General features: G+C 62.3%; 21 protein-coding genes. 8 read left to right on the forward strand and 13 right to left on the reverse strand.

Going from position 1 to position 21,757, the window contains the following annotated elements; translation table 11 throughout:
- Positions 1-76: 76 nt before the first annotated feature.
- Complete coding sequence (locus J3P84_RS16955) at positions 77-940, reverse strand: aldo/keto reductase family oxidoreductase (protein WP_434624613.1); 864 nt, start codon at positions 938-940, stop codon at positions 77-79.
- A gap of 100 nt (positions 941-1,040) precedes the next feature.
- On the opposite strand from J3P84_RS16955, the gene J3P84_RS16960 reads away from it, so the two are divergent.
- Positions 1,041-1,955, forward strand: a complete 915-nt coding sequence (locus tag J3P84_RS16960) for a LysR family transcriptional regulator (RefSeq protein WP_434624615.1) — start codon at positions 1,041-1,043, stop codon at positions 1,953-1,955.
- Between the two features lie 163 nt (positions 1,956-2,118).
- Here J3P84_RS16960 and J3P84_RS16965 read toward each other — a convergent pair whose 3' ends face one another.
- From J3P84_RS16965 to J3P84_RS16980, 4 genes are all read right to left on the reverse strand, one after another.
- The gene (locus tag J3P84_RS16965; protein WP_434624617.1) at positions 2,119-3,885 is read right to left on the reverse strand and encodes an ABC transporter ATP-binding protein; all 1,767 of its coding nucleotides are present in this window, start codon (positions 3,883-3,885) and stop codon (positions 2,119-2,121) included.
- The gene (locus J3P84_RS16970; protein WP_434631399.1) at positions 3,882-4,988 is read right to left on the reverse strand and encodes a beta-glucosidase; all 1,107 of its coding nucleotides are present in this window, start codon (positions 4,986-4,988) and stop codon (positions 3,882-3,884) included. Before J3P84_RS16970 ends, J3P84_RS16965 begins: the two co-directional genes overlap by 4 nt.
- 64 nt (positions 4,989-5,052) lie before the next feature.
- The gene (glf, locus tag J3P84_RS16975; protein WP_434624619.1) at positions 5,053-6,234 is read right to left on the reverse strand and encodes a UDP-galactopyranose mutase; all 1,182 of its coding nucleotides are present in this window, start codon (positions 6,232-6,234) and stop codon (positions 5,053-5,055) included.
- The gene (locus J3P84_RS16980) at positions 6,222-7,376 is read right to left on the reverse strand and encodes a glycosyltransferase family 1 protein (protein ID WP_434624623.1); all 1,155 of its coding nucleotides are present in this window, start codon (positions 7,374-7,376) and stop codon (positions 6,222-6,224) included. Before J3P84_RS16980 ends, glf begins: the two co-directional genes overlap by 13 nt.
- Positions 7,377-7,734: 358 nt before the next feature.
- On the opposite strand from J3P84_RS16980, the gene galE reads away from it, so the two are divergent.
- Positions 7,735-8,781, forward strand: a complete 1,047-nt coding sequence (galE, locus tag J3P84_RS16985; protein ID WP_434631402.1) for a UDP-glucose 4-epimerase GalE — start codon at positions 7,735-7,737, stop codon at positions 8,779-8,781.
- A gap of 194 nt (positions 8,782-8,975) precedes the next feature.
- On the opposite strand, the gene J3P84_RS16990 is transcribed toward galE, so the two are convergent.
- From J3P84_RS16990 to J3P84_RS17000, 3 genes are all read right to left on the reverse strand, one after another.
- Entirely contained in the window at positions 8,976-9,242 is a 267-nt protein-coding gene (locus tag J3P84_RS16990; RefSeq protein WP_434624625.1) for a hypothetical protein, read from the reverse strand.
- 78 nt (positions 9,243-9,320) lie between these two features.
- Positions 9,321-10,046, reverse strand: coding sequence for a ferritin-like domain-containing protein (locus J3P84_RS16995; protein WP_434624627.1), 726 nt, complete (start codon positions 10,044-10,046; stop codon positions 9,321-9,323).
- Positions 10,043-11,218, reverse strand: a complete 1,176-nt coding sequence (locus J3P84_RS17000; RefSeq protein ID WP_434603800.1) for a hypothetical protein — start codon at positions 11,216-11,218, stop codon at positions 10,043-10,045. The genes J3P84_RS16995 and J3P84_RS17000 overlap by 4 nt, the downstream gene beginning before the upstream one ends.
- A 294-nt stretch (positions 11,219-11,512) precedes the next feature.
- Between J3P84_RS17000 and J3P84_RS17005 the strand changes: the two genes are divergently transcribed.
- Positions 11,513-12,196 carry an SOS response-associated peptidase family protein gene (locus J3P84_RS17005; protein WP_434624630.1) on the forward strand — a complete coding sequence of 228 codons (684 nt, stop codon included), beginning with the start codon at positions 11,513-11,515 and terminating at the stop codon, positions 12,194-12,196.
- A gap of 110 nt (positions 12,197-12,306) precedes the next feature.
- On the forward strand, positions 12,307-12,687 hold the full coding sequence (locus J3P84_RS17010; protein WP_434568979.1) for a RidA family protein: 381 nt from the start codon (positions 12,307-12,309) through the stop codon (positions 12,685-12,687).
- Between the two features lie 354 nt (positions 12,688-13,041).
- Here the strand turns inward: J3P84_RS17010 and J3P84_RS17015 are convergent, their stop codons facing one another.
- Positions 13,042-13,269, reverse strand: coding sequence for a hypothetical protein (locus J3P84_RS17015; protein WP_434624632.1), 228 nt, complete (start codon positions 13,267-13,269; stop codon positions 13,042-13,044).
- A 14-nt stretch (positions 13,270-13,283) separates the two neighbouring features.
- Here J3P84_RS17015 and J3P84_RS17020 point away from each other — a divergent pair, with 14 nt between their 5' ends.
- Both J3P84_RS17020 and J3P84_RS17025 read left to right on the forward strand, forming a co-directional pair.
- Positions 13,284-13,532 carry a DUF6124 family protein gene (locus J3P84_RS17020; protein ID WP_434624634.1) on the forward strand — a complete coding sequence of 83 codons (249 nt, stop codon included), beginning with the start codon at positions 13,284-13,286 and terminating at the stop codon, positions 13,530-13,532.
- Positions 13,533-13,753: 221 nt separating this feature from the next.
- A complete protein-coding gene (locus tag J3P84_RS17025) occupies positions 13,754-15,517 on the forward strand; it encodes an L-lactate permease (RefSeq protein WP_434624635.1) in 1,764 nt (587 codons plus the stop codon).
- Between the two features lie 71 nt (positions 15,518-15,588).
- On the opposite strand, the gene J3P84_RS17030 is transcribed toward J3P84_RS17025, so the two are convergent.
- On the reverse strand, positions 15,589-15,924 hold the full coding sequence (locus J3P84_RS17030; protein WP_434568981.1) for a hypothetical protein: 336 nt from the start codon (positions 15,922-15,924) through the stop codon (positions 15,589-15,591).
- A 247-nt stretch (positions 15,925-16,171) separates the two neighbouring features.
- Here J3P84_RS17030 and J3P84_RS17035 point away from each other — a divergent pair, with 247 nt between their 5' ends.
- A complete protein-coding gene (locus J3P84_RS17035; protein WP_434624637.1) occupies positions 16,172-16,828 on the forward strand; it encodes a polysaccharide lyase family 7 protein in 657 nt (218 codons plus the stop codon).
- An 18-nt stretch (positions 16,829-16,846) separates the two neighbouring features.
- On the opposite strand, the gene J3P84_RS17040 is transcribed toward J3P84_RS17035, so the two are convergent.
- From J3P84_RS17040 to J3P84_RS17050, 3 genes are all read right to left on the reverse strand, one after another.
- The gene (locus J3P84_RS17040) at positions 16,847-18,079 is read right to left on the reverse strand and encodes a nucleoside permease (protein ID WP_434624639.1); all 1,233 of its coding nucleotides are present in this window, start codon (positions 18,077-18,079) and stop codon (positions 16,847-16,849) included.
- 168 nt (positions 18,080-18,247) lie between these two features.
- The gene (locus tag J3P84_RS17045; protein WP_434631405.1) at positions 18,248-19,276 is read right to left on the reverse strand and encodes a sugar phosphate isomerase/epimerase family protein; all 1,029 of its coding nucleotides are present in this window, start codon (positions 19,274-19,276) and stop codon (positions 18,248-18,250) included.
- 59 nt (positions 19,277-19,335) lie between these two features.
- Positions 19,336-20,511: a Gfo/Idh/MocA family protein gene (locus J3P84_RS17050; protein WP_434624641.1), complete on the reverse strand. Its 1,176-nt coding sequence runs from the start codon at positions 20,509-20,511 to the stop codon at positions 19,336-19,338.
- 176 nt (positions 20,512-20,687) lie between these two features.
- On the opposite strand from J3P84_RS17050, the gene J3P84_RS17055 reads away from it, so the two are divergent.
- Positions 20,688-21,698 (forward strand): LacI family DNA-binding transcriptional regulator, encoded by a 1,011-nt coding sequence (locus J3P84_RS17055; protein ID WP_434624643.1) that lies wholly within the window; start codon positions 20,688-20,690, stop codon positions 21,696-21,698.
- Positions 21,699-21,757: the final 59 nt, after the last annotated feature.

Raw genomic sequence — 21,757 nt, forward strand, 5'->3', positions numbered from 1 at the left:
GATATGTCTGGGACATCGCCCGGCTGGACCCTGTTCGATTTTTCAGGCGAATGGAGACTGCCCAGAGGGGCTGCGGCTAAACCATGGCGTCAAGCTCAGCCAACATAGGCGCCGGAATCTGCAGCTCACTGGCCGAGATATTTTCCCGCAGGTGCGCCACCGACGAGGTGCCGGGTATCAGCAGGACGTTGGGCGCACGTTGCAGCAGCCACGCCAACGCGACACACAGCGGCGATGCCTCCAGGCGCGCGGCAACGTTCGACAACGTTTCCGATTGCAGCGGCGTAAACCCACCCAGCGGGAAAAACGGCACGTAGGCGATACCTTGGCGGCCCAGGTCAGCGATGAGTTGTTCGTCGTCGCGGTGGGTCAGGTTGTAGTGATTCTGCACGCAGACCACCTTGGCGATGCCTTGGGCTTCCTTGACCTGCGCCGCCGTGACGTTGCTCAGGCCCAGATGGCGGATCAGGCCCTGGCGCTGCAGCTCGGCCAATGCTGTGAAGGACTCTTCAATCGATCCTTCAGCGGGCGCATGCACATCGCCCATGACCCGCAGATTGACCACGTCCAGCACCTCGACGTCGAGGTTGCGCAGGTTATCGTGCACCGCACGGGTCAGCTCGGCGGGGCTCTGGGCTGCGTTCCATGACGCATCGGCGCCACGAACCGCGCCGACCTTGGTCACGATGACCAGGTCGTCGGCGTAAGGGTGCAACGCCTCGCGGATCAGCTGGTTGGTGACATGAGGCCCGTAAAAATCGGCGGTATCGATGTGATTGACTCCGGCCGCCAAGGCTTCGCGCAGCACGGCGATGGCCGCCGCCGGATCCTTGGGCGGCCCGAAGACCTGCGGCCCCGCCAGTTGCATCGCGCCGTAGCCCATGCGGTTGACCGTACGATCACCCAGTAAAAAAGTCCCTGCCTTGTCTGCCCTGCTCATCGCGTACCCCTTGATTTAGTCTGTGTGAGCCGACTATAGGCGTTGACCACTCCACTGATAATCAGGTGCAATCCGAACGGGTTGTACGACGGAGAGAACAATGGCGACGGACATTCAAGACTTGCTGGCCTTTGTGGCGGTGGTCAATGCGCGGGGATTTCGAGAAGGCGCCCGGCTCAGCGGCAAATCCGCCTCCAGCCTCAGTGACGCGGTACGCCGGATCGAAAGCCGACTCGGCGTGCGCCTGCTCAACCGCACCACCCGCAGCGTGGTGCCGACCGAGGCCGGCGCACGGTTGATGGAACGCATCGTGCCGGCCCTGGGCGAAGTCGAATCCGCGCTGGACGTGGTCAACGATTTTCGCGACCGCCCTTCCGGTACCCTCAGGTTGAACGTGCCGGTCAGCGCCGCCCGGCTGGTGCTACCGTCGATCATCGCGCCGTTCCTGAAAAGCTACCCCGACATCCGCCTCGAAGTGGTTACCGAAGAAAGCTTTGTCGACATGCTGGCGGCCGGGTGTGATGCGGGTATTCGCTACGACGAACGCCTCGAACAGGACATGATCGCGATCCCCATCGGCCCGCGCTTTCAACGCTTCGCGACCGCCGCCGCACCGGCGTACCTCGACGCCCGGGGCCGCCCCGAGCACCCACGGGACCTGCTGCAACACGCTTGCCTGGCCGGCAAGTTCCCCAGCGGCGCCTTGCCGCTGTGGGAGTATGAGCGTGACGGCGAAACCATCAGCGTCGAGCCGAACGGCCCGCTGCTGGTGCGCATTGGCGGCGCCATGGACCTGGCCGTCCAGGCCGCGGTGGATGGACTGGGGATCGTCCACCTGTTCGAGGACTGGCTGCGCCCCTACCTGGACAGCGGTGTCCTCGAACCGGTACTCGAACCCTGGTGGCAGCGCTTTACCGGACCATTCCTCTACTACCCCGGCCGCCGCTACCTGCCCTCGCCGTTACGGGCGTTTGTGGACTTCATCAATCAGAACCGCAGCAACCAAGACGCCTGATCCCGGCGGCAGATCCAGCATCTCCATAAACTGAACCACCGCTTTCGCGAGCAGGCTCGCTCCCACAGGGGTCCTGCGGCGCATGCACATCCAGCGCCCAATCTCATTTCCACTGTGGGAGCGAGCCTGCTCGCGATGGCGGCGGCACGTCCAATATCGGCAGCTAACGCTTGCCCAATTCCAACCCCTGCGCCTGCCACAGGGTCTGGAACGGCCCTTCATGCTGGCGCAGTTCATCGGGTGAGCCGTCTTCGATGATTCTTCCGCCCTGCAAGACCAAGATCCGGTCGAACCGCGCGACCGTCGACAGCCGGTGCGCCACTGCCAGCACGGTGCGACCGCGCATCAGGTCGTCCAGGGCCATTTGCACCTTGGCTTCGGATTCCGAATCCAGTGCCGAGGTGGCTTCGTCGAGGATCAGGATCGGTGCGTTCTTGAGGAACGCCCGCGCCAGCCCGAGGCGCTGGCGTTGGCCGCCCGAGAGCATCACGCCGCGCTCGCCCACCAAGGTGTTGAAGCCTTCCGGCAGGTCGCGGATAAATTCTTCGCAATAGGCATGGCGGGCCGCGTCGATGACTTGTGCCTCGGTGGCATCGGGCTGGCCATAGGCGATGTTTTCGTAGATGGTCCGATTGAACAGCGCCGGCTCCTGAGGCACCACGGCGATCTGGCTGCGCAGGCTGTCCTGACTGACCGAGCGCACGTCGCGGCCATCGATCAGGATCACCCCGCTGCGCACATCGTCCAGGCGCTGGACCAGACTGACCAATGTCGATTTGCCCGCGCCCGACGGCCCGACGATGCCGACTTTCTGGCCGGCCGGAATGTCCAGGGACAGATGCCTGATCGCACCGCGCCCGTCGGCATAGCTGTAGCTGACGTCGAGGAAACGGATATTGCCGCGCCCAGGCTCCAGTTCCGCCGGGGTGTCGCTGAGTGCGTGTGGCTGGACGATGATGCGCAACGTCTCGGCAATCACACCCATCTGCTGCGAGGTATCCACCAAAGCCAGCGCCAGGTCGCGCGAGCCGTGCAGGATGCGAAACGACAACGCGCTGACCATCACCACATCGCCCGGGGTGATCTGTCCGTTCTGCCACAACAGGATCGACCAGCCGAGCATGCCGCCAGCCATGATCGACAGACAGATGTCGTGCAAGACCCGGGCTTTTTCCAGGTAGATCCAGCTGCGGCGCTGGGCCTTGGCCTCGACGCCGATCGCCTGCTCGAGCCGGCGCCGCTCGCGGTGTCGGGCGGAGAATGCCTTGATCGTCCAGACGTTGGAGACCTGGTCCACCAACTCGCCACCGACGCGTGCGGCCTGGGAAGCGAAATCGATATGCCGACTGCGGCCGCGCAGCCCCATCATGGTGATCAGCGAAGCCACCACAATCACCGCGCCGATCAAGGCTAACCCCATGGAAAGCCGCACGGTAAACAGCACCACCACCGCACCGATGAAATCCACGCAAGGGGGAATAATCTTCCAGGCCAGGCCACCATAGATGGAACCCGCTGCCGCGCCCGCCGAGGAGATCCGGTTGGCCAGGGCTCCGGCGAAATGCTCGGAGAAATAGCGCATCGGGTGTCCGGTCAGGTGATTGAACAGGTCAATCCGCAAGTCCGCGCAACTGGCGACCACCGTCCGGCAGCCCAGGTAGCCGCCCGAACGCCAGAACAGGTTTTCCACCACAATCAGCGCGATGAATACGGTGAACGGCAGCCACACATGCCCGGCCGCCTCCCTGCCCTGGGCCATCGCGTCGACCAGCAGCTTCATGCCGAACTGCACCGCCACGGCGCAACTGGCGGCACCGACAATCAGCACAAACAACGTCGCGAAATGCCACGGCCTGAGGGTGACGTATCGCCACAAAAACGCGATGGCGGTATTCGGCAACGGCGCGCCATGGGACTGATGGCTGTTCACGGCATCTGCACCGTGGCCACGGACGAGGCAAACCGCGCCTGCAGGGCCTTCATTGCCAGCGTCAGTGGATGGAAAGACGCGCGGCTGCCTTCGCTGTCGGCATAGCCAAACACGCCAGTGGGACAATAGCGATCATCGTCCCAACCCGGGTAGTCAAGAAACGGGTACCAGCACATGCCTGCTATCGGAATGCCGCGCTCCATCGCCAGTGCCAACTGCTCGCCGATGTAGTGCAGCCAGGGCACCCGAGCGGTGTCTTCGGCGCCCGTTTCAGAGAGCAGAAGCGGCCTTCGATAACGCTGGTGGACTTCGCTGAGCATGCCCACCAACGGGCGATAATCCGCGCTGCCCGGCTCGATCCGATTGCCGTGCAGGAACCACTGGTTATGCGGATAGAAATTGACGCCGACAATATCCAGGTACTCCTCGCGCCCGCCCAACCCCGGCCAGCTTCTGCCGGTGAGCAGGTCCCACGCCTCGAACTGGGATAACCGATACGCCTCGGCGGCCTCGATATCTTCGGCCCGCCGCGATAAGGACCGCACGTTGATCAGCGGGTCGCACTGGACGAATCGCGCGGCGGGAGTCACCTCGCGAATCGCCTCGATCGCCGCGATACTCGCGCGCACCAACTGGTGCTTGAGCTCCATGCCCCGTTGTCGGGCGGTGGGGTTGAAGTAGCCGACGTCGCCGCCGGCCCAGCTCCAGAAAGATATCTCGTTGATCGGCGAGTAGAACGCCGTCTCGATCCCCTCCTCGCGCATCAACCGCGCGACGGCGCCGGCGAAGCGAGCAAACCGTTCGACGAAGGCCGGCCGCCAGATGTCCAGATCGTCGGGGTAGCCGTAATGGCACAGGTCCCACACCACTTGCACATCGCCGCGCTGGGCGGCGCGCAGCATCGGCAGGAAACTGCTCCAGTCATAACGACCCGGCTGCTGTTCGATCAGATGCCAACGCAAGCCATCCCTGGCGCAGCGAATGCCCAGCTCGGCGAGCCGGCTGTAATCCTGCTCGGCCCAGCGGTCATGGCGAGTCGCGGCGAGCATATCCAGCCGACGTCCATCGGCACGGCGATGGGTGGAACACTCGTAGCCGGCCATCACGAAACTGTTGAAGATCCTCTCCTGCACGCTGCTGTCTCCCAGTGTCTGGATGAAGCCGGGATCAACCCGGCTCGACCTCGTGAGCCCTCGTCACGACCCCTTCGCCCTCGGCGATGCGCTGATACAGCGCCAGCGCCTGACCGACCACCTGATCCATGTTGTAGTACTTGTAGGTGCCGAGCCGACCGAGAAAAGTCACCCCGGGTGTTTCGTCGGCCAGGGCCTTGTAGCGTTTGTACAGCTCGGCGTTTTCCGGGCGCGGAACCGGGTAGTAAGGGTCGCCATCGGCGCAGGGAAACTCGTAGCTGATGCTGGTGCGCGGATGCTCCTGCCCGGTGAGGTGCTTGTACTCGGTGATTCGTGTATAGGGCACGCGCTCGTCCGGATAGTTGACCACTGCCACCGGCTGGAACTGCGGCGCATCCAGCGTTTCATGCTGAAAGCGCAACGAGCGATACGGCAGATGGCCGAAGCAGTAATCGAAGTACTCATCGATCGGCCCGCAATAGACCAGTTCCCGATAGGGGATGCGCTGGCGAACCTCTTTGAAATCGGTCGCCAGCAAGATATCGATGTTCGGATGGGCGAGCATGCGCTCGAACATCCGTGTGTAGCCGTGCAGCGGCATCATCTGGAACTGGTCAGTGAAATACCGATCATCGGTGTTGGTCCGTGTCGGCACCCGCGAGGTCACCGACTTGTCCAGCTGGGAAGGGTCCAGCCCCCACTGCTTGCGGGTGTAGCCACGAAAGAATTTCTCATACAGCTCGCGGCCGATCTGGTTGATGACCACGTCCTCCGAAGTCCGGATCGACTCGACCGGCTCCGCCCGCTGCGCCAGGAAGGCCTCGGCCTGCGCTTCATCCATGGACAAGCCGAACAGCGTATTGAGCGTCGTCAGGTTGATGGGAATCGGCACCCGGTGCTCATCGACCTGGGCCAGCACTCGATGCTCGTACGGGCGCCATTCGGTGAACCGCGACAGGTAATCGACAATGCGCTGGGCATTGGTGTGGAAGATGTGCGGCCCGTAGCGATGGACCAGCACGCCCGCCTCGTCCAAGTGGTCGTATGCATTGCCGCCGATGTGATCGCGACGATCGACCAGCAGCACGCGCTTGCCCAACCCTTCGGCCAGCCGCTCGGCCAGCACGCTGCCGGCGAAACCGGCGCCGACGATCAGGTAGTCGTACGGCGCGCCGCCCTGGGAGTTATCAAGGGAATCGAGGGTTATCGTTGGCATTCGATCTGCTCCTTCATCTGCGCGCAGGTCTTGTCCCAGGACATGCCGTCCAGCGCTTTGTCGGCGTACTGCGCAACCACTCCTGGCTGGGTCCGCAGGTCGAGCGCGGCCTGGATCGCGTCGATGAATCCCTGGGGCGAATCGGCAATCGCGACCACACCACTCTCACCGTAGCCATTGACCACATCGCGGATCGGCGTGGACACCACCGGGCATCCGCCCGCCAGGTATTCGGGCGTTTTGGTGGGGCTGATGAAGCGAGTGGATTCGTTCAACGCGAATGGCATCAACGCCACGTCCCAACCCGCCAGGTACGCCGGCAGCTCTTCATATTGCTTGGCGCCCAGGTAGTGAATATTCGCCAGGCGCGGCAACGTCTGCGGATCGATCTTCACCACCGGCCCGATCAACACGATGTGCCAGTCCGGCCGCTGCGTCGCCAATTCACGTACCAGCTCAATATCAAAACGCTCATCGATGACGCCAAAGAAACCCAGGCGCGGATGACCGATATCGGCCTGGTCCGCCGGGTCGGGAATCGGCTGCCTGGCCGCGGCAAAGTGCGTGATATCAACGCTGCTGGGCATGGCGTGGACGTTGTCGTGATGCTCGCGCTTGGCCTCCCAGAGGCTGTATCCGCCGGTGAACACCACATCGGCCTTGGCCATCAGCCGCCGCTCCATCTCCACCAACGCGGGCGGCGCAAACTTGAAGGCCGAGAGCTCGTCCATGCAATCGAAAATCACCACATTGGCGTCCAGGTGATCGGTGAAGGCCTGGCTCATGGGCGTGAGGTACCAGAGCATCAACTCACTCGGCCAGTGCTCTGCCAGCCAGGCATCGAGCAATTCACGCTGGGTGGCGATCACCTGGGCTTCATCCAGCCCCTCGGGGAGCCTGGGCACCAGCACCGTCACCCCCTCCGCCACTGCATAGCTTTCCAGGTGCGCGGACTGCCGGCCTTCGAATATCGGTTCTTCGAAAAACAGTACGTCGTAGTCCCTGGCCAATCGCGACATCACGTGTTGCGGCCGCTGATAGACAAAGCCCCAGCGCAGGTGCGACAGGCACAACAGCGTAGGTCGCAAGCTCGCGGCGGGCGCGGCGCTGTGATCGGGATGAAGATGTTCTTGTTGATTCATGTGACGTTCCTTTTCTCAAGATCGATGTCTGAAGATCGATGTTTGTAGATCGATGCTGGGCCTACCGCGATCCGGCGCTGCCGCGCCTGGCAAACAAGACCTGGTAACTCCTCTCACGCCTGGCCTTGTGGACGTTTGAGAAAGCCGGTTCCGATGCCGTTCCAAATCTTCTTCCAGCCAGCCGACCAAGTGCACACACCGGTCAGTCAACTGCTCTGAACTCCTGGAGCCCGCCACCACACTCAACAGAACAGGCTGATGTCTCCAACGCGCACCACTGCCGAAAGAGACCGCCGGACAACGCCGAGTGTCTCGTCCAAGAGACACCAGGACAGGGATAATCGAGGGGGACTGAATGATGATTCTGGTGACAGGTGGTGCGGGTTATATCGGCGCCCATGTGGCGGTCGAGTTGATGAACCAGGGCGACGAGGTGGTGATCCTCGACAACCTGTGCAACAGCTCCCGGGCAACCGTGCAGCGCATATCGGACGTGACGGGTCGGGAGCCGGTTTTTGTCCATGCCGACGTGAGAAGCCGTCGCGCACTGGACAAGGTCTTCAGGGAGTACCCCATTGAGGCCGTCGTTCATTGCGCCGGGCTCAAGGCTGTGGGTGAAAGCGTGCGTGAACCGCTGAGGTATTTCGACACGAACGTCAGCGGCAGCGTGACGCTGTGCCAGGCGATGGCGCAAGCCGGCGTGTTCAACCTGGTGTTCAGCTCATCGGCGACGGTCTACGGCGATTGCGCCCAGATGCCCATCGCCGAAACCTGCCCGACCGGGCAGCCGACCAACCCGTACGGCCAGTCGAAACTGATGGCCGAACACGTCATGCGCAGCACCGCCGCCTCCGACGCCCGCTGGTCGATCGGCTTGCTGCGCTACTTCAATCCGATCGGCGCGCATTGTTCAGGGCTGCTGGGAGAGACGCCGACGCAGACCCCCAATAACCTTTTGCCATACCTGTTGCAGGTGGCCAACGGCGAGCGCGAGGTGCTGCGGATTTTCGGCTGCGACTACCCGACGCCGGATGGCACCGGGATCAGGGATTATGTGCATGTGGTGGATCTGGCCGAGGGGCACTTGCAGGCTCTGGCGTTCTTGCGCGAACAGACGGGTGTGCATGTCTGGAACCTGGGCACCGGGCGTGGTTATTCGGTGCTGGAGGTGGTCAGTGCTTTCGAGCGGGCGACCGGGGCGAAGGTGCCGCTGGCTTTTGAAGCGCGTCGTCCGGGGGACATTGCACGGTGCTGGGCGGATCCGGGCAAGGCAGCCGAGCAGTTGGGCTGGACTGCACATCATGGGCTTGAGCGCATGTTGGAGGATGCCTGGCGCTGGCAGCGCCTGAATTTTCCTCGGGTCGAGCCGCGGGAGGTGGTGTTGCGGAGTATTGAGCAAGGGTGAGTTGATTTGGTTTAGGACGCACGGGTGGGTTTGGATTGGGGGCATATCCGTTTTTTTGGTGATGGCTGCTTATGGTTTCGCCCTTACGGCGAGTCACTTTCAAAAAGCGTGAAAGTGACTCGCCGTAAGGGCGAAACCATAAGCAGCAGCTACAAATAAATGGATATACCCACCAAACCTCGGCGCAACGAAAATCAAGCTCGAGGCAAGCGCATCCCCTGCACACTCAGACAATCGCGCTGATTACGCGCCAGCATTTCAACCGTCAGTTGGTAAGCCTGGTCCGCCGCGTCCTTGAGCAATTGCCAATCCTCCAGACTGATCAATTCATGCAACACCAATTCATCCGCGCGCCGGATCAACGTGTCGTAATAATCTTCGGGAAAGTCCAGGCGATATGCATCGTCTTCCAGCAACAGCCGCCAGGCTTTCAATTCCATCTCAAGGTCGGTTTCACTCACGGGCGGGTGTCCTTCAAAAGTTCGAGCCAAGGGCTCCACCCCGGAAAAAACAGGGTGGAGCCCGCAGTGAAACAAGCCTCAACTCACTTGCGCGAGCAGGTCTTGCCTGATGAAGTCGCGCACCGTGGCCAGGTGCGTTTCCTCCTGCTCCAGGGCATGGCCGAAGCGCTTGGCGATCAGCGGGTGACCGCCCTTCTTCGCCAGCTCGATCAGCAACTCCCAGGCAGCGTTGTCTTCCAGCTCGATGGTCAGGATCGCGCTCATCGACTGGGAAACGGTGGTGCGTGGGTCCGTCAGTACCTGCAGCACGCCCATCGCCTTGACTCCCGCCACGTCCGCGCATGGCGTCATCGCGGTTGGGTCGCCGCCAAGGGTTTCGATGGCTTCGCGCACGATGTTCATGTGTTCGAGCTCCTCGGCCTGGATCTGCCGCAAGGTCTCTACCAACGCCGGATCAGCCCCGGGCGCGGCTGTGGCCTTGGCGACCATCGCCTCATACAGGCGCACGCCGGTGCGCTCGAAGGCCAGGCGTTCGCCGAGCTTGTCCAGCAGCACTTCGGGCGCCTTGCCGATGGTTTTGTCCAGTGCGGTCTTGACCACGCCTTTGACCGAACCCGGTGCCGGTACCGAGCCGATCAGGTCGGCCTCGCGAATGGCGCGCTCGCGTTCTGCCGTGTAGGCGCTCACGTCGCCCGGCACATCCGCCGGAAACAGGCGGGTGGCTTCCAGTTGGCGAGCGGTGTCTTCGGGAGACATCTGGACGCCGGTACGATTCATGCCGATGGTGACTTGGCGTTCGCTCATTGCTGTTCTCCCACTGGGTTGAGTTCGGTGCCGGGCTTGAAGGTGTAGCCGGCGGAGACGATGTTGGCAGGCACGCCTTCGCTGTTGAGCTGGGCGCGGTAGTCGAGGGAAGCGTGGCCTTCGCGTTCCTTGGGCACGTAGTCAATGCCGTGGGCTCGCAAATCCACTTCTCGGGACAGCGTCTCACGGACAAAATCGCGCTGGCTCTTGAACTCGATCATGCGCGGCAACTGGCCGCTGAGCACCTCGGCGGGATCGCGTCGCTCGTACTTCTTGAACAATTCGCAAGCCAGGTTCAAGTGCCCCAGCTCGTAGTCGACGAAGCGTTCCCACATCGCCTTGATCCGTGGGTTTTCTTCCTGCTCGGCGCAACTGGCGTAGGTGTAGACCTCCATCGCTTCATGCACCAGCCACTTCTCCATGAAGGTTTCGCTGGGGTCCTGCAACGAGCCATATTGGGTGACATGCTGCTCTTCCACCGAGGCGATTTCGGCATACAACGCGCGCGCCACCGGGTCGGCAAACAGCGGGCCGATGTTCATGTAGTAATCGTGGGTCTGGTATTCCGCACCGGTGATCAGCGCCGCATGGATCTTGGTGATCAGCGCGGCGTTCTCCTTCTTGTAGTTGTCGCGCAGGTCATCGCCGGGGGCACGGTGGTGCTCGCTAGTGGGCCGGCCGGGCACGATGTCCGTGTAGCCTTGCAAGATGTTGTTGGCGTCTTTGCCTTCCAATCGATCAAGCATGGCCGAGTAACGATAGAGGTGGTCGAAATCTTCCAGCAGGCCGAAACGATAGGTCTGCGCCTGATAAGGGTCGGGCTCGTTCTGGGCGACGGCGGCAGTCACTTCGATGGCGACCTGTTCGTAGGCCACGGTGGTTTCAAGCGGCGAATGATCAGCCGACAGCAGCCAGTTTATCGCGGTCATCTGATGCTGCTCGGCGCGCCTTACCTGGGCCAGGGGCAGTTGCAATTCCTTGTGGAAACGCGCGCCGAAATGCTTGAGGCGCAGCGCGTCGGATTCGACGCCGTTCATCAGGATCACCCGCACTCGCGTGAACGCATCGTCATCCAGTTTGCTGATGGGTTTGCCGGCCAGGTCACGCCAGGTAAACGTCTGCTTGTCCAGCGGCGTCCCTTTGTTATCCAGCAGGTTGTCGATTTTGGTCATGGGTCATTTCTCCTTCATCAGAGGCCTCGCGATACGCCGTCGATACAACAGCAGCGGGGACAAAACGAACGACCTTGGGAAATTGCGCGGCTCTCCGTGCAGACGATGAGCGGTCGTATAAGTGGATGAAATGCCGCTTGATTTTCCGCTCATCCGGTGACGATAAGGATTTTCGAACCAAGCTTTGGCGCGTCGGCTCGGAGCTACATAACACCGCCGCAACCGACTGAAGACGACTCGTTTTTTGCGGCTTCAACGGCGGGTTGTAGTCAATATCTGCCTGGAGTTTTCGCGATGTGTGAATGTTTCGTTCAGCCCGTTTCTTCCAAGGATTCCCTTGCGTTTTTTGCCCAGCGCGACCCCTTCGGTGCCAACCCATCAAGCTTGTCCGCCGACAGCCTTCACGCTGCGGCGGAGCCCGCGCTGCATGAGCGACAAAGCGTGATCAAGCCGAACATGCAGGTCAGCGCCATACGCAACCGTGGCGGGCGCCTGGAGTGCATCAAGGTGCGCTGGGGTTGGTCGCCCGTGTGGTCGATGGGCACGATGCCGCCGCTGACCCACCTGCCCTTGCACCTGGTGATGCGCTCCAAGGTGTTCGACCGGATCAAGCGCGACGGTCGCGTCCTGGTGGCGGTGGATGGCTGGTACGAAGCCGCCGCGGAGACTGGCGCGCACGCCCAGTCCAAGCGCCTGAGCTATACGACGTCGCGGCAATCCTCACCGATCTTCCTCGCCGCCCTGGCCCAGGCCAGTGAAACGCCCAACGGCTGTGACGGGCTGGCCCTGGTGACCTACGGCGACATGGTCAATCAACAGCAGCGACTGCTGGCCTTCACCGGCGAGAACGCCCTCGAATGGTTGCGCCCGGAGCTGGATTGGGAACAGGCCCGCGACATGGCCGCCCACGTAGCGGTCGCCGAACCGCAACTGGAGCACGTGCTGACCGCCAAGCGAATGGTCCAGGGCCGACGGTGACGGCGGCTCGAACCGGAGGAAGTGGCTGACAGCCCGAAGATCGGCGTTAAACTGGCAGGCCAGTCGTTTTGACGCGACTGGCCTCCTTTCTTTTCGAGCACGAGACTTCCATGGCGAACCAAGACATCACGTTCACCCCCGACCCGGACGCAGACTCCATCTCCTCCGACGTCGCCGGTTTCGGCGGCTTGCTGGTTTCCACCCAGATCCCGACCCGCGCCGACGGCAGCCTGGAGCTGGGCGACATCACGGCGCAGAGCGAATGCACGTTGCAGGCGCTCAAGAGCGCCCTCGAACGCGCCGGCAGCTCCATGGACCGCGTGTTGCACTTGACCATCTACCTGACCGACATAGCCGATCGCGCGGCTTTTAATGAAGTCTACAAACGCTTCTTCGCCAAGCCCTGGCCGGTGCGCGCCGCGGTGGGCGTGGCGGCGCTGGCGGTGGAAGGCATGAAAGTGGAAGTGACGGCGATGGCGGCGAAGGGCTGAGCGCACGGTCTTACGAATCAGTCTCGTGGCGAGGGAGCTTGCTCCCGCTGGCCTGCGCAGCAGGCCCAAGCTTTTTTGCCAAGGCAGAAATTTTTGGGGCGGCTTCGCCACCCAGCGGGAGCAAGCTCCCTCGCCACGGGGGTTTTGTTAAGGCTGGCTCCCAGCTTCAACATCGGTGTTTTGTTAAGGCTGGCTCCCAGCTTCAACATCGGTGTTTTGTTAAGGCTGGCTCCTAGTCCAACAGGGGCTGTGTTTATTCAGTTGTAGGATCCTTCGGGTTTGGGCTACATCGTCTTGCTCCATTGCCTACGACTACGCCAGAATCCACCGGCTTGTGCGTCTTGAGGGCGGGCTTTACTGTTTCACGGTCGCTGAAAAATCAGCGATCGGGTTTGGTAGCCCGGTTTTCCATGTGACGCACAGCTTCACTTTCTGCGAATGCCCTTCAGCATTTGCATAAATGGTGGCCATGCGTAGGGCGTCTTCGGGCGCGCCGGTGTTCATGTGGACCGGTCTACCAACCTTCGTATGGCCGCCACCCTTCGTTTGGTAGCGAGGGGTCATGGCTTCTCTAAATTCCACATGAGACTCCATCTATGTTCAAAGCAACCCCAAACCCGCCAAACACCGAACCCGCCCAACTCTTCACCGTCATCAACGGCATCGACACCGAAGCCCTGCTCGCCAACCTCAGCGAAACCCTCGCCTCGGCCAATGCCATGGTCACCGACCTGGCCTTCGACCTGGACGGCTCGCGACGCCACATTGCCCTGGGCATCCAGCAACTGATCGAGCTGAGCGGGCTGCTGGCGAACCGCGCGCTGGATAACGTCGAAGCCCGCTAGCCGTCATCACCCGAAACCCTGTGGGAGCGAGCTTGCTCGCGATAGCGGTGGCACAGTCAGCTTCACGTCCAACTGACCCACCGCCATCGCGAGCAAGCTCGCTCCCACATTGGGTAAGCAGGACCAGAAGGTTCCAATCCCATCCTCTGATCCCCGCCTATACTTCTCTGCCAATCCCCCCCGGGGCCTGCACTTCCAACAATAAAAAGCAGAGGTGGAACATGGTCTGGCAACAAGTCTACGATCCCTTCGGTAATGCGGTGCTGTCGACGCTGTTGGCGGCGGTTCCGGTGGTGGTGATGCTGGCGGCCCTGGCGTTCTTTCATGTCAAGGCGCACCTGGCGGCGTTGTACGCCCTGGCCTCGGCGCTGCTCATCGCGATTTTCGCCTTCGGCATGCCCGCCGACATGGCCGGTTCGGCGGCCCTTTATGGTGCGGCCAACGGCCTGCTGCCGATCGGCTGGATCGTGCTCAACATCATCTTCCTGCACCGGCTGACCACCGAGAACGGTTCGTTCAAGGTCCTGCAGGATTCCCTGGCGCGCATCACCGACGATCGGCGTCTGCAATTGCTGCTGATTGCCTTCTGTTTCGGTGCCTTCTTCGAGGGCGCGGCGGGCTTCGGCACGCCAGTGGCGGTGACCGGGGCGATCCTGATCGGGCTGGGCTTTTCGCCGCTCGCCGCCTCGGGCCTGGCGCTGATCGCCAACACTGCGCCAGTGGCGTTCGGCGCGCTGGGTACGCCGATCATCACGCTCGCCAAGGTCACCGGGCTGGATGAAATGGAGCTGTCGATGATGGTCGGCCGACAGTTGCCGTTTTTCTCGGTGATCGTGCCGTTCTGGCTGATCTGGGCGTTCGCCGGTTGGCGCAAGATGCTCGAAGTCTGGCCGGCGATCCTGGTGGCCGGCGTCAGCTTCGCCATCCCGCAGTTCCTGGTCTCGAACTACCACGGCCCGATGCTGGTGGACGTGATAGCCGCGCTGATTTCCATGGCCTGCCTGACCGGTTTCCTCAAGGTCTGGAAACCGGCCACGGTGCATACCTCGGCGGCGTTGTCAGGCCGGCACGATGATTCGAAGATCGACCCCAGCGAGCAACAGACGCCGGTGGCCAGCGGCGCCTTCGCCAGCGATAACCGCCCCGCCGTGCTGCGGGCGTGGATGCCGTGGATCATCCTCACGGTCTTCGTGTTTGCCTGGGGCACCCAGGGCTTCAAGAATCTGTTCGACACCCGCCCGGCCCTCGACCCGCAGACCCAATCGGCCAGGCTCGATCCCCAGGGCAAGCCAATGCGCGAGGCGAATCCGATCTTCTCGCCGCTGCTGACCTTCGGCACCATCCACCAGCAAATCGAAAAGGTCCCGCCGGTGGTGCCCCAGCCGAAAACCGAGGAAGCGGTCTACAAGTTCAACTGGTTTACCGCCACCGGCAGCGGCATCTTCCTGGCGGCCATTCTCGGCGGCTTGCTGATGGGCTATTCGATCCCGCAACTGGCGCGCCAATACCTGCGAACGCTGTGGGTGGTGCGCTATTCGCTGATCACCATTGTCGCCATGTTGGCGTTGGGCTTTCTTACGCGCTATTCGGGCCTGGACGCGACCATGGGCCTGGCGTTTGCCGCGACGGGCATCTTCTACCCGATGTTCGGCACGCTGCTGGGCTGGCTCGGCGTGGCGCTGACCGGTTCGGACACGGCGTCAAACGTGCTGTTCGGCGGTTTGCAACGGGTCACGGCAGAGCAGTTGGGAATCAGCCCGGTGTTGATGGCCGCCGCCAATAGTTCCGGCGGGGTGATGGGCAAGATGGTCGACGCCCAGTCGATCGTGGTCGCCTCCACCGCGACCCGCTGGTACGGCCACGAAGGGGAAATCCTGCGCTACGTGTTTTTCCACTCGGTGGTGCTGGCGATTCTGGTGGGCGGGCTGGTGACGTTGCAGGCGTATGTCGAGCCGTTCAGTCACATGGTGGTGGGAGGAAAGTAACCTGGAAATGAACCAGCTTTTGTGGCGAGGGAGCTTGCTCCCTCGCCACGGGCGGACTTACCTGGTCGGGCTTACTGAACGTTCTTCAGCTTGACCACATCACCGGACACCGAAGTGGTGTAGCCGGTCAGGACCCAGGCCCAGAACCAGTTTTCCTGGACTTGAGTGTTGATCATGGCGTCGCCGCCCTTTGCCTTGATCGCGGCGGTCTGGGCGCGCACGAAACGGTTGTTCTGGCGGATCGGGATCACGCCGAACAGCAACAGGCCGGTGGCCTTGGCTTCACTGTGGCCAACCACGGTGTATTGGCTGCTGTCGTATTGCTGGGTTTTCATCGGGGTGCCGGTGCAACCCGCCAGGACCAGGCCGAACAGTGCGCAGGCGACAACTTTGCTGAATTGTTTCATTTGATGCTCCATGGGAAAACGCCCGGGATCCGTCTCTCGGGCGGCGCGTACTCTAACCGATCAGCAACAAAAAGACACAACGTCACTCCCCCCAATTACGGGCCTGAGAGGCTCATCGCAGAGCCATCCGTCAGTTGGGCCTCCAGCGAAGCAGACTCCCGTCGATAGCATGAAAACTACGCCACGGAAGGCAATTCATTGTCTTGACGACCGCCAGATACGGCCGGTCCCGTTGGAGGATTTCATCATGATTGACGTGACTGTCTGGAGCGTTACCCTGCCGGTGCAAACGCCCGCGCAGGTCGTGGCGACCAAAGCCATGCCGAGTCTGAACAACAAGTATTTCGACAATAACGGCCAGAGGATCATCTTCTGGGCGCCTGTCACCGGCTCCCATACCGGTAACAGCGATTACCCGCGTTCCGAATTGCGGGAAACCAGCAAAGACGGGAAACATCGCAACTGGCGCTACAACAGCGGCACCAACACTCTCAAGGGTGAATTGTCGGTGAACCAGGTGCCTTCGGAAGGCCGTGTGGTAGTGGCGCAGATTCACGCCAAGGAGGCGCCGACGCCGTTGTTGAAACTGGTTTACCGCTACGAAAAAGGCGTCGGCAATATCGACGTGGAATACCGCTTCAAGCCCAAGGACAAAAAAAGCCCGGTGATCATGACCGTGCCCAAGGTGCCGTTGAACAAATCGTTCTCGTACACGCTGCAAATGGACAAGCAAGGCCAACTGTCGGTGCTGATCGGCAGCAGTGGCAAACAGGTGAAACTGGACAAGTCCTGGCAAGGCTACGATTTCTACTTCAAGGCCGGCGTCTACACCTTGGATAACAAGGGCAGCACCAGTGAAGGCGGAAAAGTGACCTACACCAAACTGAGCGCCAGCCACAAGTGACTGGCGTTCTTTCCCCACTCAAGCCTTGGACGGCGCCACGACCGCTTGCCGGCCGCTGAAGGTCAGCAGGAAGCAGACGAATACCACCAGGGCAAAACCGGCCGGGAACAGCCAGATGCTTTTCCAGTCGTGGCCGCCTTCCACCACAAAGTGATCGGTCACCTGCCCCGCCACCCAGAACCCGATCAACATGCCCACTCCGTACGTCGCCAGGGTGATCAGCCCCTGGGCCGAGCTGCGCAGGTGCGCGGGCGCCTTGGCGTCCGTGTAGATCTGCCCCGAGACAAAAAAGAAGTCGTAGCAGATGCCGTGCAGCGCAATGCCGGTGAACAGCATGAACGCCAGCCCGCCGTTGTCGCCGTAGGCGAACAGCACGTAGCGCAACGCCCACGCCAGCATGCCCACCAACAGCGCCAGCTTGATACCGAAGCGCTGGATGAACAGCGGCAACAGCAGCATGAACAGCACTTCGGACACCTGCCCGATGGCCATTTTCGCCGTCGGGTTGGTCATGCCGGTTTCCGCCAGGAACGGGTTGGCGTTCTGGTAGTAGAACGCCAACGGGATGCAGATCAGGATCGAGGCGATGAAGAACACCAGGTAGCTGCGGTCCTTTAACAGGCCTAACGCGTCGAGCCCCAGCGACTGCTTGACGGCGCCAGCGCTCGCCTGCGCCTTGAGCGGCGCGGTGCCTGGCAGCGTGAAGCTGTAGAGCCCAAGGAGCAGCGAGGCAATGGCCGCCATGAGGAACGTATTGCGCAGGCCGCCGGCCGAGATCGCCTCGCGTGAGTCCCAGGCGAAGACAAAACTGATCACCACGCCGGCGACGATCCAGCCGACCGTGCCCCAGACGCGGATACGCGAGAACTCCAGCGCCGGATCACGCATCTGCCGGAATGCCACGGAATTGACCAGGGCCAGGGTCGGCATGTAGATCACCATGTAGGCCAGCACGTACGGATAGAACGCGTTGAAATCCGCCGCCGAGTACAGCTGATACAACAACACCGCGCCCACCAGGTGCAGCACCGCCAGGATGCGCTCGGCGTTGAAGTAGCGGTCGGCAATCAGGCCGATGACGAACGGCGCGATGATCGCGCCCCAGGATTGGGTGGCGAAGGCCATGCCGATCTGCCCGCCGCTGGCACTCAGCGTAGTGGACAGGAACGTGCCAAGGGTGACGAACCAGCCGCCCCAGATAAAGAACTGCAGGAACATCATCACGCTCAGGCGTGCATTCATCGTGGTCATGGTAGTCACCGTTTTATTGTTGTTCTTATGAAAAATTGAAGCCTTGCATGCCCTCTGTGGCGAGGGGATTTATCCCCGCTCGGTTGCGCAGCGACCGCAAAATCTTATGACCGCTTCGCAGCCCAGCGGGGCGGCGGGACGTTTCGCTAAATCCCCTCGCCACAGGGGTTATGTCATTGGCACCGGGGGCAACCCCAGCAACCGCCGATTGGACGCTTCGTCCGCCGTGACACCGGCGAAATCATCGAACGCCTTGGCGGTCTTGCTGATCATGTGCCGCTGGATGAACGCCGCGCCTTCGGCCGCGCCCTGCTGCGAATCTTTCAGGCAGCATTCCCATTCCAGCACCGCCCAGCCGTCGAAGCCGTACTGGGTCAGCTTGCTGAAGATCGCCTTGAAATCGATCTGCCCATCGCCCAGGGAACGGAACCGGCCGGGGCGATCAACCCAAACCTGGTAGCCGCCGTAGACACCGGAACGGGCATCGGGGCGGAATTCGGCGTCCTTGACGTGGAACATGCGGATGCGGTCGTGGTAGCGATCGATGAAGCCCAGGTAGTCCATCTGTTGCAGCAACAGGTGGCTGGGGTCGTAGAGGATCGCCGCCCGTGGATGGTGATCGACGGCTTCGAGGAAACGCTCGAACGAGGCGCCGTCGTGCAGGTCTTCGCCGGGGTGGATCTCGTAGCACAGGTCGACGCCGGCCGCGTCGAAACAGTCGAGGATCGGCAACCAGCGCCGGGCCAGTTCGGCGAACCCTTGCTCGACCAGGCCGGACGGACGTTGCGGCCACGGGTACATATAAGGCCACAGCAACGCACCGGAAAACGTCGCGTGGGCCTTGAGGCCCAGGCGTTGGCTGGCACGGGCGGCGAGTTTCAGTTGCTCGATGGCCCACTCGGTGCGCGCCTCGGGCTGGCCGCGCAGGTGGGCCGGGGCGAAGTCGTCGAACAGCGCGTCGAATGCCGGGTGCACCGCCACCAACTGCCCTTGCAGGTGCGTCGACAACTCGCTGATCTCGACGCCGGCCGATGCGCAGACGGCCTTGAGCTCATCGCAATAATCCTGGCTCTCGGCGGCCCGGGCCAGGTCGATGTAGCGCGTGCCGAGGGTCGGCAGTTGAATCGCCTTGTAGCCCTGCGACGCGGCCCATCGAGCAATGTCGGCCAGGGTGTCGAACGGCGATTCATCGGACATGAACTGCGCCAGGAAAATCGCTGGCCCGCGCAGGCCGCTCGGTGTTTCGTCGGGGGTGCTCACAACTGCGATTCTCCGGTTTTCAGCGTGGTCCATTTCGCCTCGCCACGGTGATTGAGGATGGCGGCCTCAATGAACGCCATACCGCGCAAGCCGATTTCGATGCCGGGTACGCCAGGCACATCGGGGCCTTCGACGCGTTCGCGAATGGCCCGGGCGAAATCGCCGTAGAGGTTGGCCATCGCTTCCAGATAACCCTCGGGATGCCCGGCGGGCAGACGCATGCGGCGCGTTGCGGCCTCGCACAACCACGGCTGGCCAACCCCGCTACGCAGGATGCTCAGGGGTTGATCGAGGGCGCGATGGATCAGGCTCGACGGCTGTTCCTGGCGCCACTCCAGGGCGCCTTTGTCGCCGTAGACGCGGATCTTCAGCGGGTTCTCTTCGCCGGTGCAGACCTGGCTGGCCAGCAACACGCCGCTGGCGCCGCGTTGCATCTGGAATAACATCGCCACGTCGTCGTCCAGTTGCCGACCGGCGACATGCGTGCCCAGCGTGGCGCAAAGCTGTTGGATCGGTTGGTCGGCGACGAACTCCGCCAAGGAAAAAGCATGGGTGCCAATGTCACCAATGCAGCCGCCCAGCCCGGACTGTGCCGGATCGTCGCGCCATTCGGCCTGTTTGTTGCCTTGCGCGGCGACGTCCTGGCTGAGCCAGCCCTGAGGGTATTCGACGAACACTTTGCGCACCTGGCCGATCACGCCCGAGCGCACCATCTCCCGGGCCTGCCAGACCATCGGGTAGCCCAGGTAGGTGTGAGCCAGGCCGTAGAGACAACGGCTGCCCTGCAGCACGTCCCTGAGCGCGAGCAACTCCTTGAGGTTCAGTGCCGCGGGCTTTTCGCTGAACACATGGAAACCCGCCTCCAGTGCCTGGCGGGCAATGGGCGCGTGGAGATGGTTGGGGGTGACGATCACCAGCAGTTCCATGCGCTGGTCCAGAGGCAGCAGCGCCTCGGCGTCGAGCATCTGCTGCCAGTCGTGATAACAGCGGGACGCGGCCAGCCCCAGGGCTTCTCCGGTCTGCCGGTTATTCTGCGGGTCACGGCTGAACGCGCCGCACACCAGCTCGAAACCACCGTCCAGGCCCGCGGCCTGACGATGGGCCTGGCCGATGAACGCGCCCTCCCCACCGCCGACGAAGCCCATTCTTATTTTTGGTGCTACAGGTTTCATCGCGATTCTCTTTTGTCCGGACTGATGATGTAACCGGTTACATCATGAGCGGAAATCTAGGCCTGGTTTAGCTTCATGTCAAACCCTGGAAGATGCCGATGAGCATTTGTCAGGCTTCGAACCTGCGGTAAGCTCGCGGCCATGCCTGCGTCTCCAGGCGCCGAATCGAGGTGATCTTGTCGAATATCCGTGAAGTGGCCCGGCTGGCCGGTGTTTCCGTGGCCACGGTGTCGAGGACGTTGAAATCACCCGAACGCGTGCTGCCGGAAACCCGCGACAAGGTCAACGCCGCGGTGGCACAGGCCGGTTATCGACCGAACCTGATGGCGGTGCAGTTCCGTTCCCGCCGTACCGGCAACCTGGTGATCCTGGTGCCGGCGATCGCCAATACCTTTTTCGCCCGGGTCATCAGCGGTGCCCAACAGGCGGCGCAAGCGGCCGGCTATCGACTGCTGCTGTGCGATACCCAGGGCCGCGAAGCCATCGAGCAGGAATTCGCCGCGCTGGTCTACGCCCACCAGGCCGACGGGGTGATTCAATTGCGCGCCAGCGACCCCTTTGTCGCACTGCCGCCCGGCGCCGACGCGTTGCCGCTGGTCAATGCCTGCGAAGTGGTCAAGGACGCGCCCTACCCGACCATCAGCCTGGACAACCGCAGCGCCGCCCGCGCCATGACCGAGCACCTTATCGGCCTCGGCCACCGACGCATCGGCATCATCAAGGGCCCTCGCAGCAGCCCGTTGACCCTCGATCGCGTCGCCGGCTACCAGGACGCCTTGCAAGACGCCGGCATCGCCATCGTCCCCGAGCTGATCTGCCACGGCGACTTCACCCTCAAGGCCGGCTTCGACGGCGCCAGCGCCATGCTCGCCCTGGCCGAGCGTCCCAGCGCGCTGTTCTGCGAGAACGATGAGATGGCCATCGGCGCGCTCAAGCGCATCAAGCAGACGGGCCTGCGGGTGCCCGAGGACATCTCCCTGGTGGGTTTTGACGACATCCCGTTCGCCGCCTATTGCGATCCGCCGCTGACCACCATTTCCCAGCCAGCTGAAACCTTTGGTCACAAAGCCGTAGAAATGCTCATCGCCCTGATCGAGAAAAGATCCATCGCCCAGCGGCACGTGCTCCTGCCGTTCGAGCTGACCGTACGCGGCAGCAGCGCAGCGCCAGGCTCCAGCATGGCCTGATCAGGCCCATCGGAGTTGTCGACTCGCCATCAGGCCCGTTTCGACTACAGTGGAAAGAC

It is taken from the genome of Pseudomonas sp. Z1-29 (assembly GCF_051131995.1).
GTDB lineage: Bacteria > Pseudomonadota > Gammaproteobacteria > Pseudomonadales > Pseudomonadaceae > Aquipseudomonas.

What these genes read in the sequence shown, in the direction of transcription:
- J3P84_RS16995 (WP_434624627.1), bottom strand. Translation starts at nt 10,046, where the DNA reads ATGAGCGAACGCCAAGTCACCATCGGCATGAATCGTACCGGCGTCCAG.
- J3P84_RS16960 (WP_434624615.1), top strand. Translation starts at nt 1,041, where the DNA reads ATGGCGACGGACATTCAAGACTTGCTGGCCTTTGTGGCGGTGGTCAAT.
- galE (WP_434631402.1), top strand. Translation starts at nt 7,735, where the DNA reads ATGATTCTGGTGACAGGTGGTGCGGGTTATATCGGCGCCCATGTGGCG.
- J3P84_RS17020 (WP_434624634.1), top strand. Translation starts at nt 13,284, where the DNA reads ATGTTCAAAGCAACCCCAAACCCGCCAAACACCGAACCCGCCCAACTC.
- J3P84_RS17010 (WP_434568979.1), top strand. Translation starts at nt 12,307, where the DNA reads ATGGCGAACCAAGACATCACGTTCACCCCCGACCCGGACGCAGACTCC.
- glf (WP_434624619.1), bottom strand. Translation starts at nt 6,234, where the DNA reads ATGCCAACGATAACCCTCGATTCCCTTGATAACTCCCAGGGCGGCGCG.
- J3P84_RS17000 (WP_434603800.1), bottom strand. Translation starts at nt 11,218, where the DNA reads ATGACCAAAATCGACAACCTGCTGGATAACAAAGGGACGCCGCTGGAC.
- J3P84_RS16955 (WP_434624613.1), bottom strand. Translation starts at nt 940, where the DNA reads ATGAGCAGGGCAGACAAGGCAGGGACTTTTTTACTGGGTGATCGTACG.
- J3P84_RS17030 (WP_434568981.1), bottom strand. Translation starts at nt 15,924, where the DNA reads ATGAAACAATTCAGCAAAGTTGTCGCCTGCGCACTGTTCGGCCTGGTC.
- J3P84_RS17025 (WP_434624635.1), top strand. Translation starts at nt 13,754, where the DNA reads ATGGTCTGGCAACAAGTCTACGATCCCTTCGGTAATGCGGTGCTGTCG.
- J3P84_RS16980 (WP_434624623.1), bottom strand. Translation starts at nt 7,376, where the DNA reads ATGAATCAACAAGAACATCTTCATCCCGATCACAGCGCCGCGCCCGCC.
- J3P84_RS17035 (WP_434624637.1), top strand. Translation starts at nt 16,172, where the DNA reads ATGATTGACGTGACTGTCTGGAGCGTTACCCTGCCGGTGCAAACGCCC.
- J3P84_RS17040 (WP_434624639.1), bottom strand. Translation starts at nt 18,079, where the DNA reads ATGACCACGATGAATGCACGCCTGAGCGTGATGATGTTCCTGCAGTTC.
- J3P84_RS17045 (WP_434631405.1), bottom strand. Translation starts at nt 19,276, where the DNA reads ATGTCCGATGAATCGCCGTTCGACACCCTGGCCGACATTGCTCGATGG.
- J3P84_RS16970 (WP_434631399.1), bottom strand. Translation starts at nt 4,988, where the DNA reads ATGGCCGGCTACGAGTGTTCCACCCATCGCCGTGCCGATGGACGTCGG.
- J3P84_RS17005 (WP_434624630.1), top strand. Translation starts at nt 11,513, where the DNA reads ATGTGTGAATGTTTCGTTCAGCCCGTTTCTTCCAAGGATTCCCTTGCG.
- J3P84_RS17050 (WP_434624641.1), bottom strand. Translation starts at nt 20,511, where the DNA reads ATGAAACCTGTAGCACCAAAAATAAGAATGGGCTTCGTCGGCGGTGGG.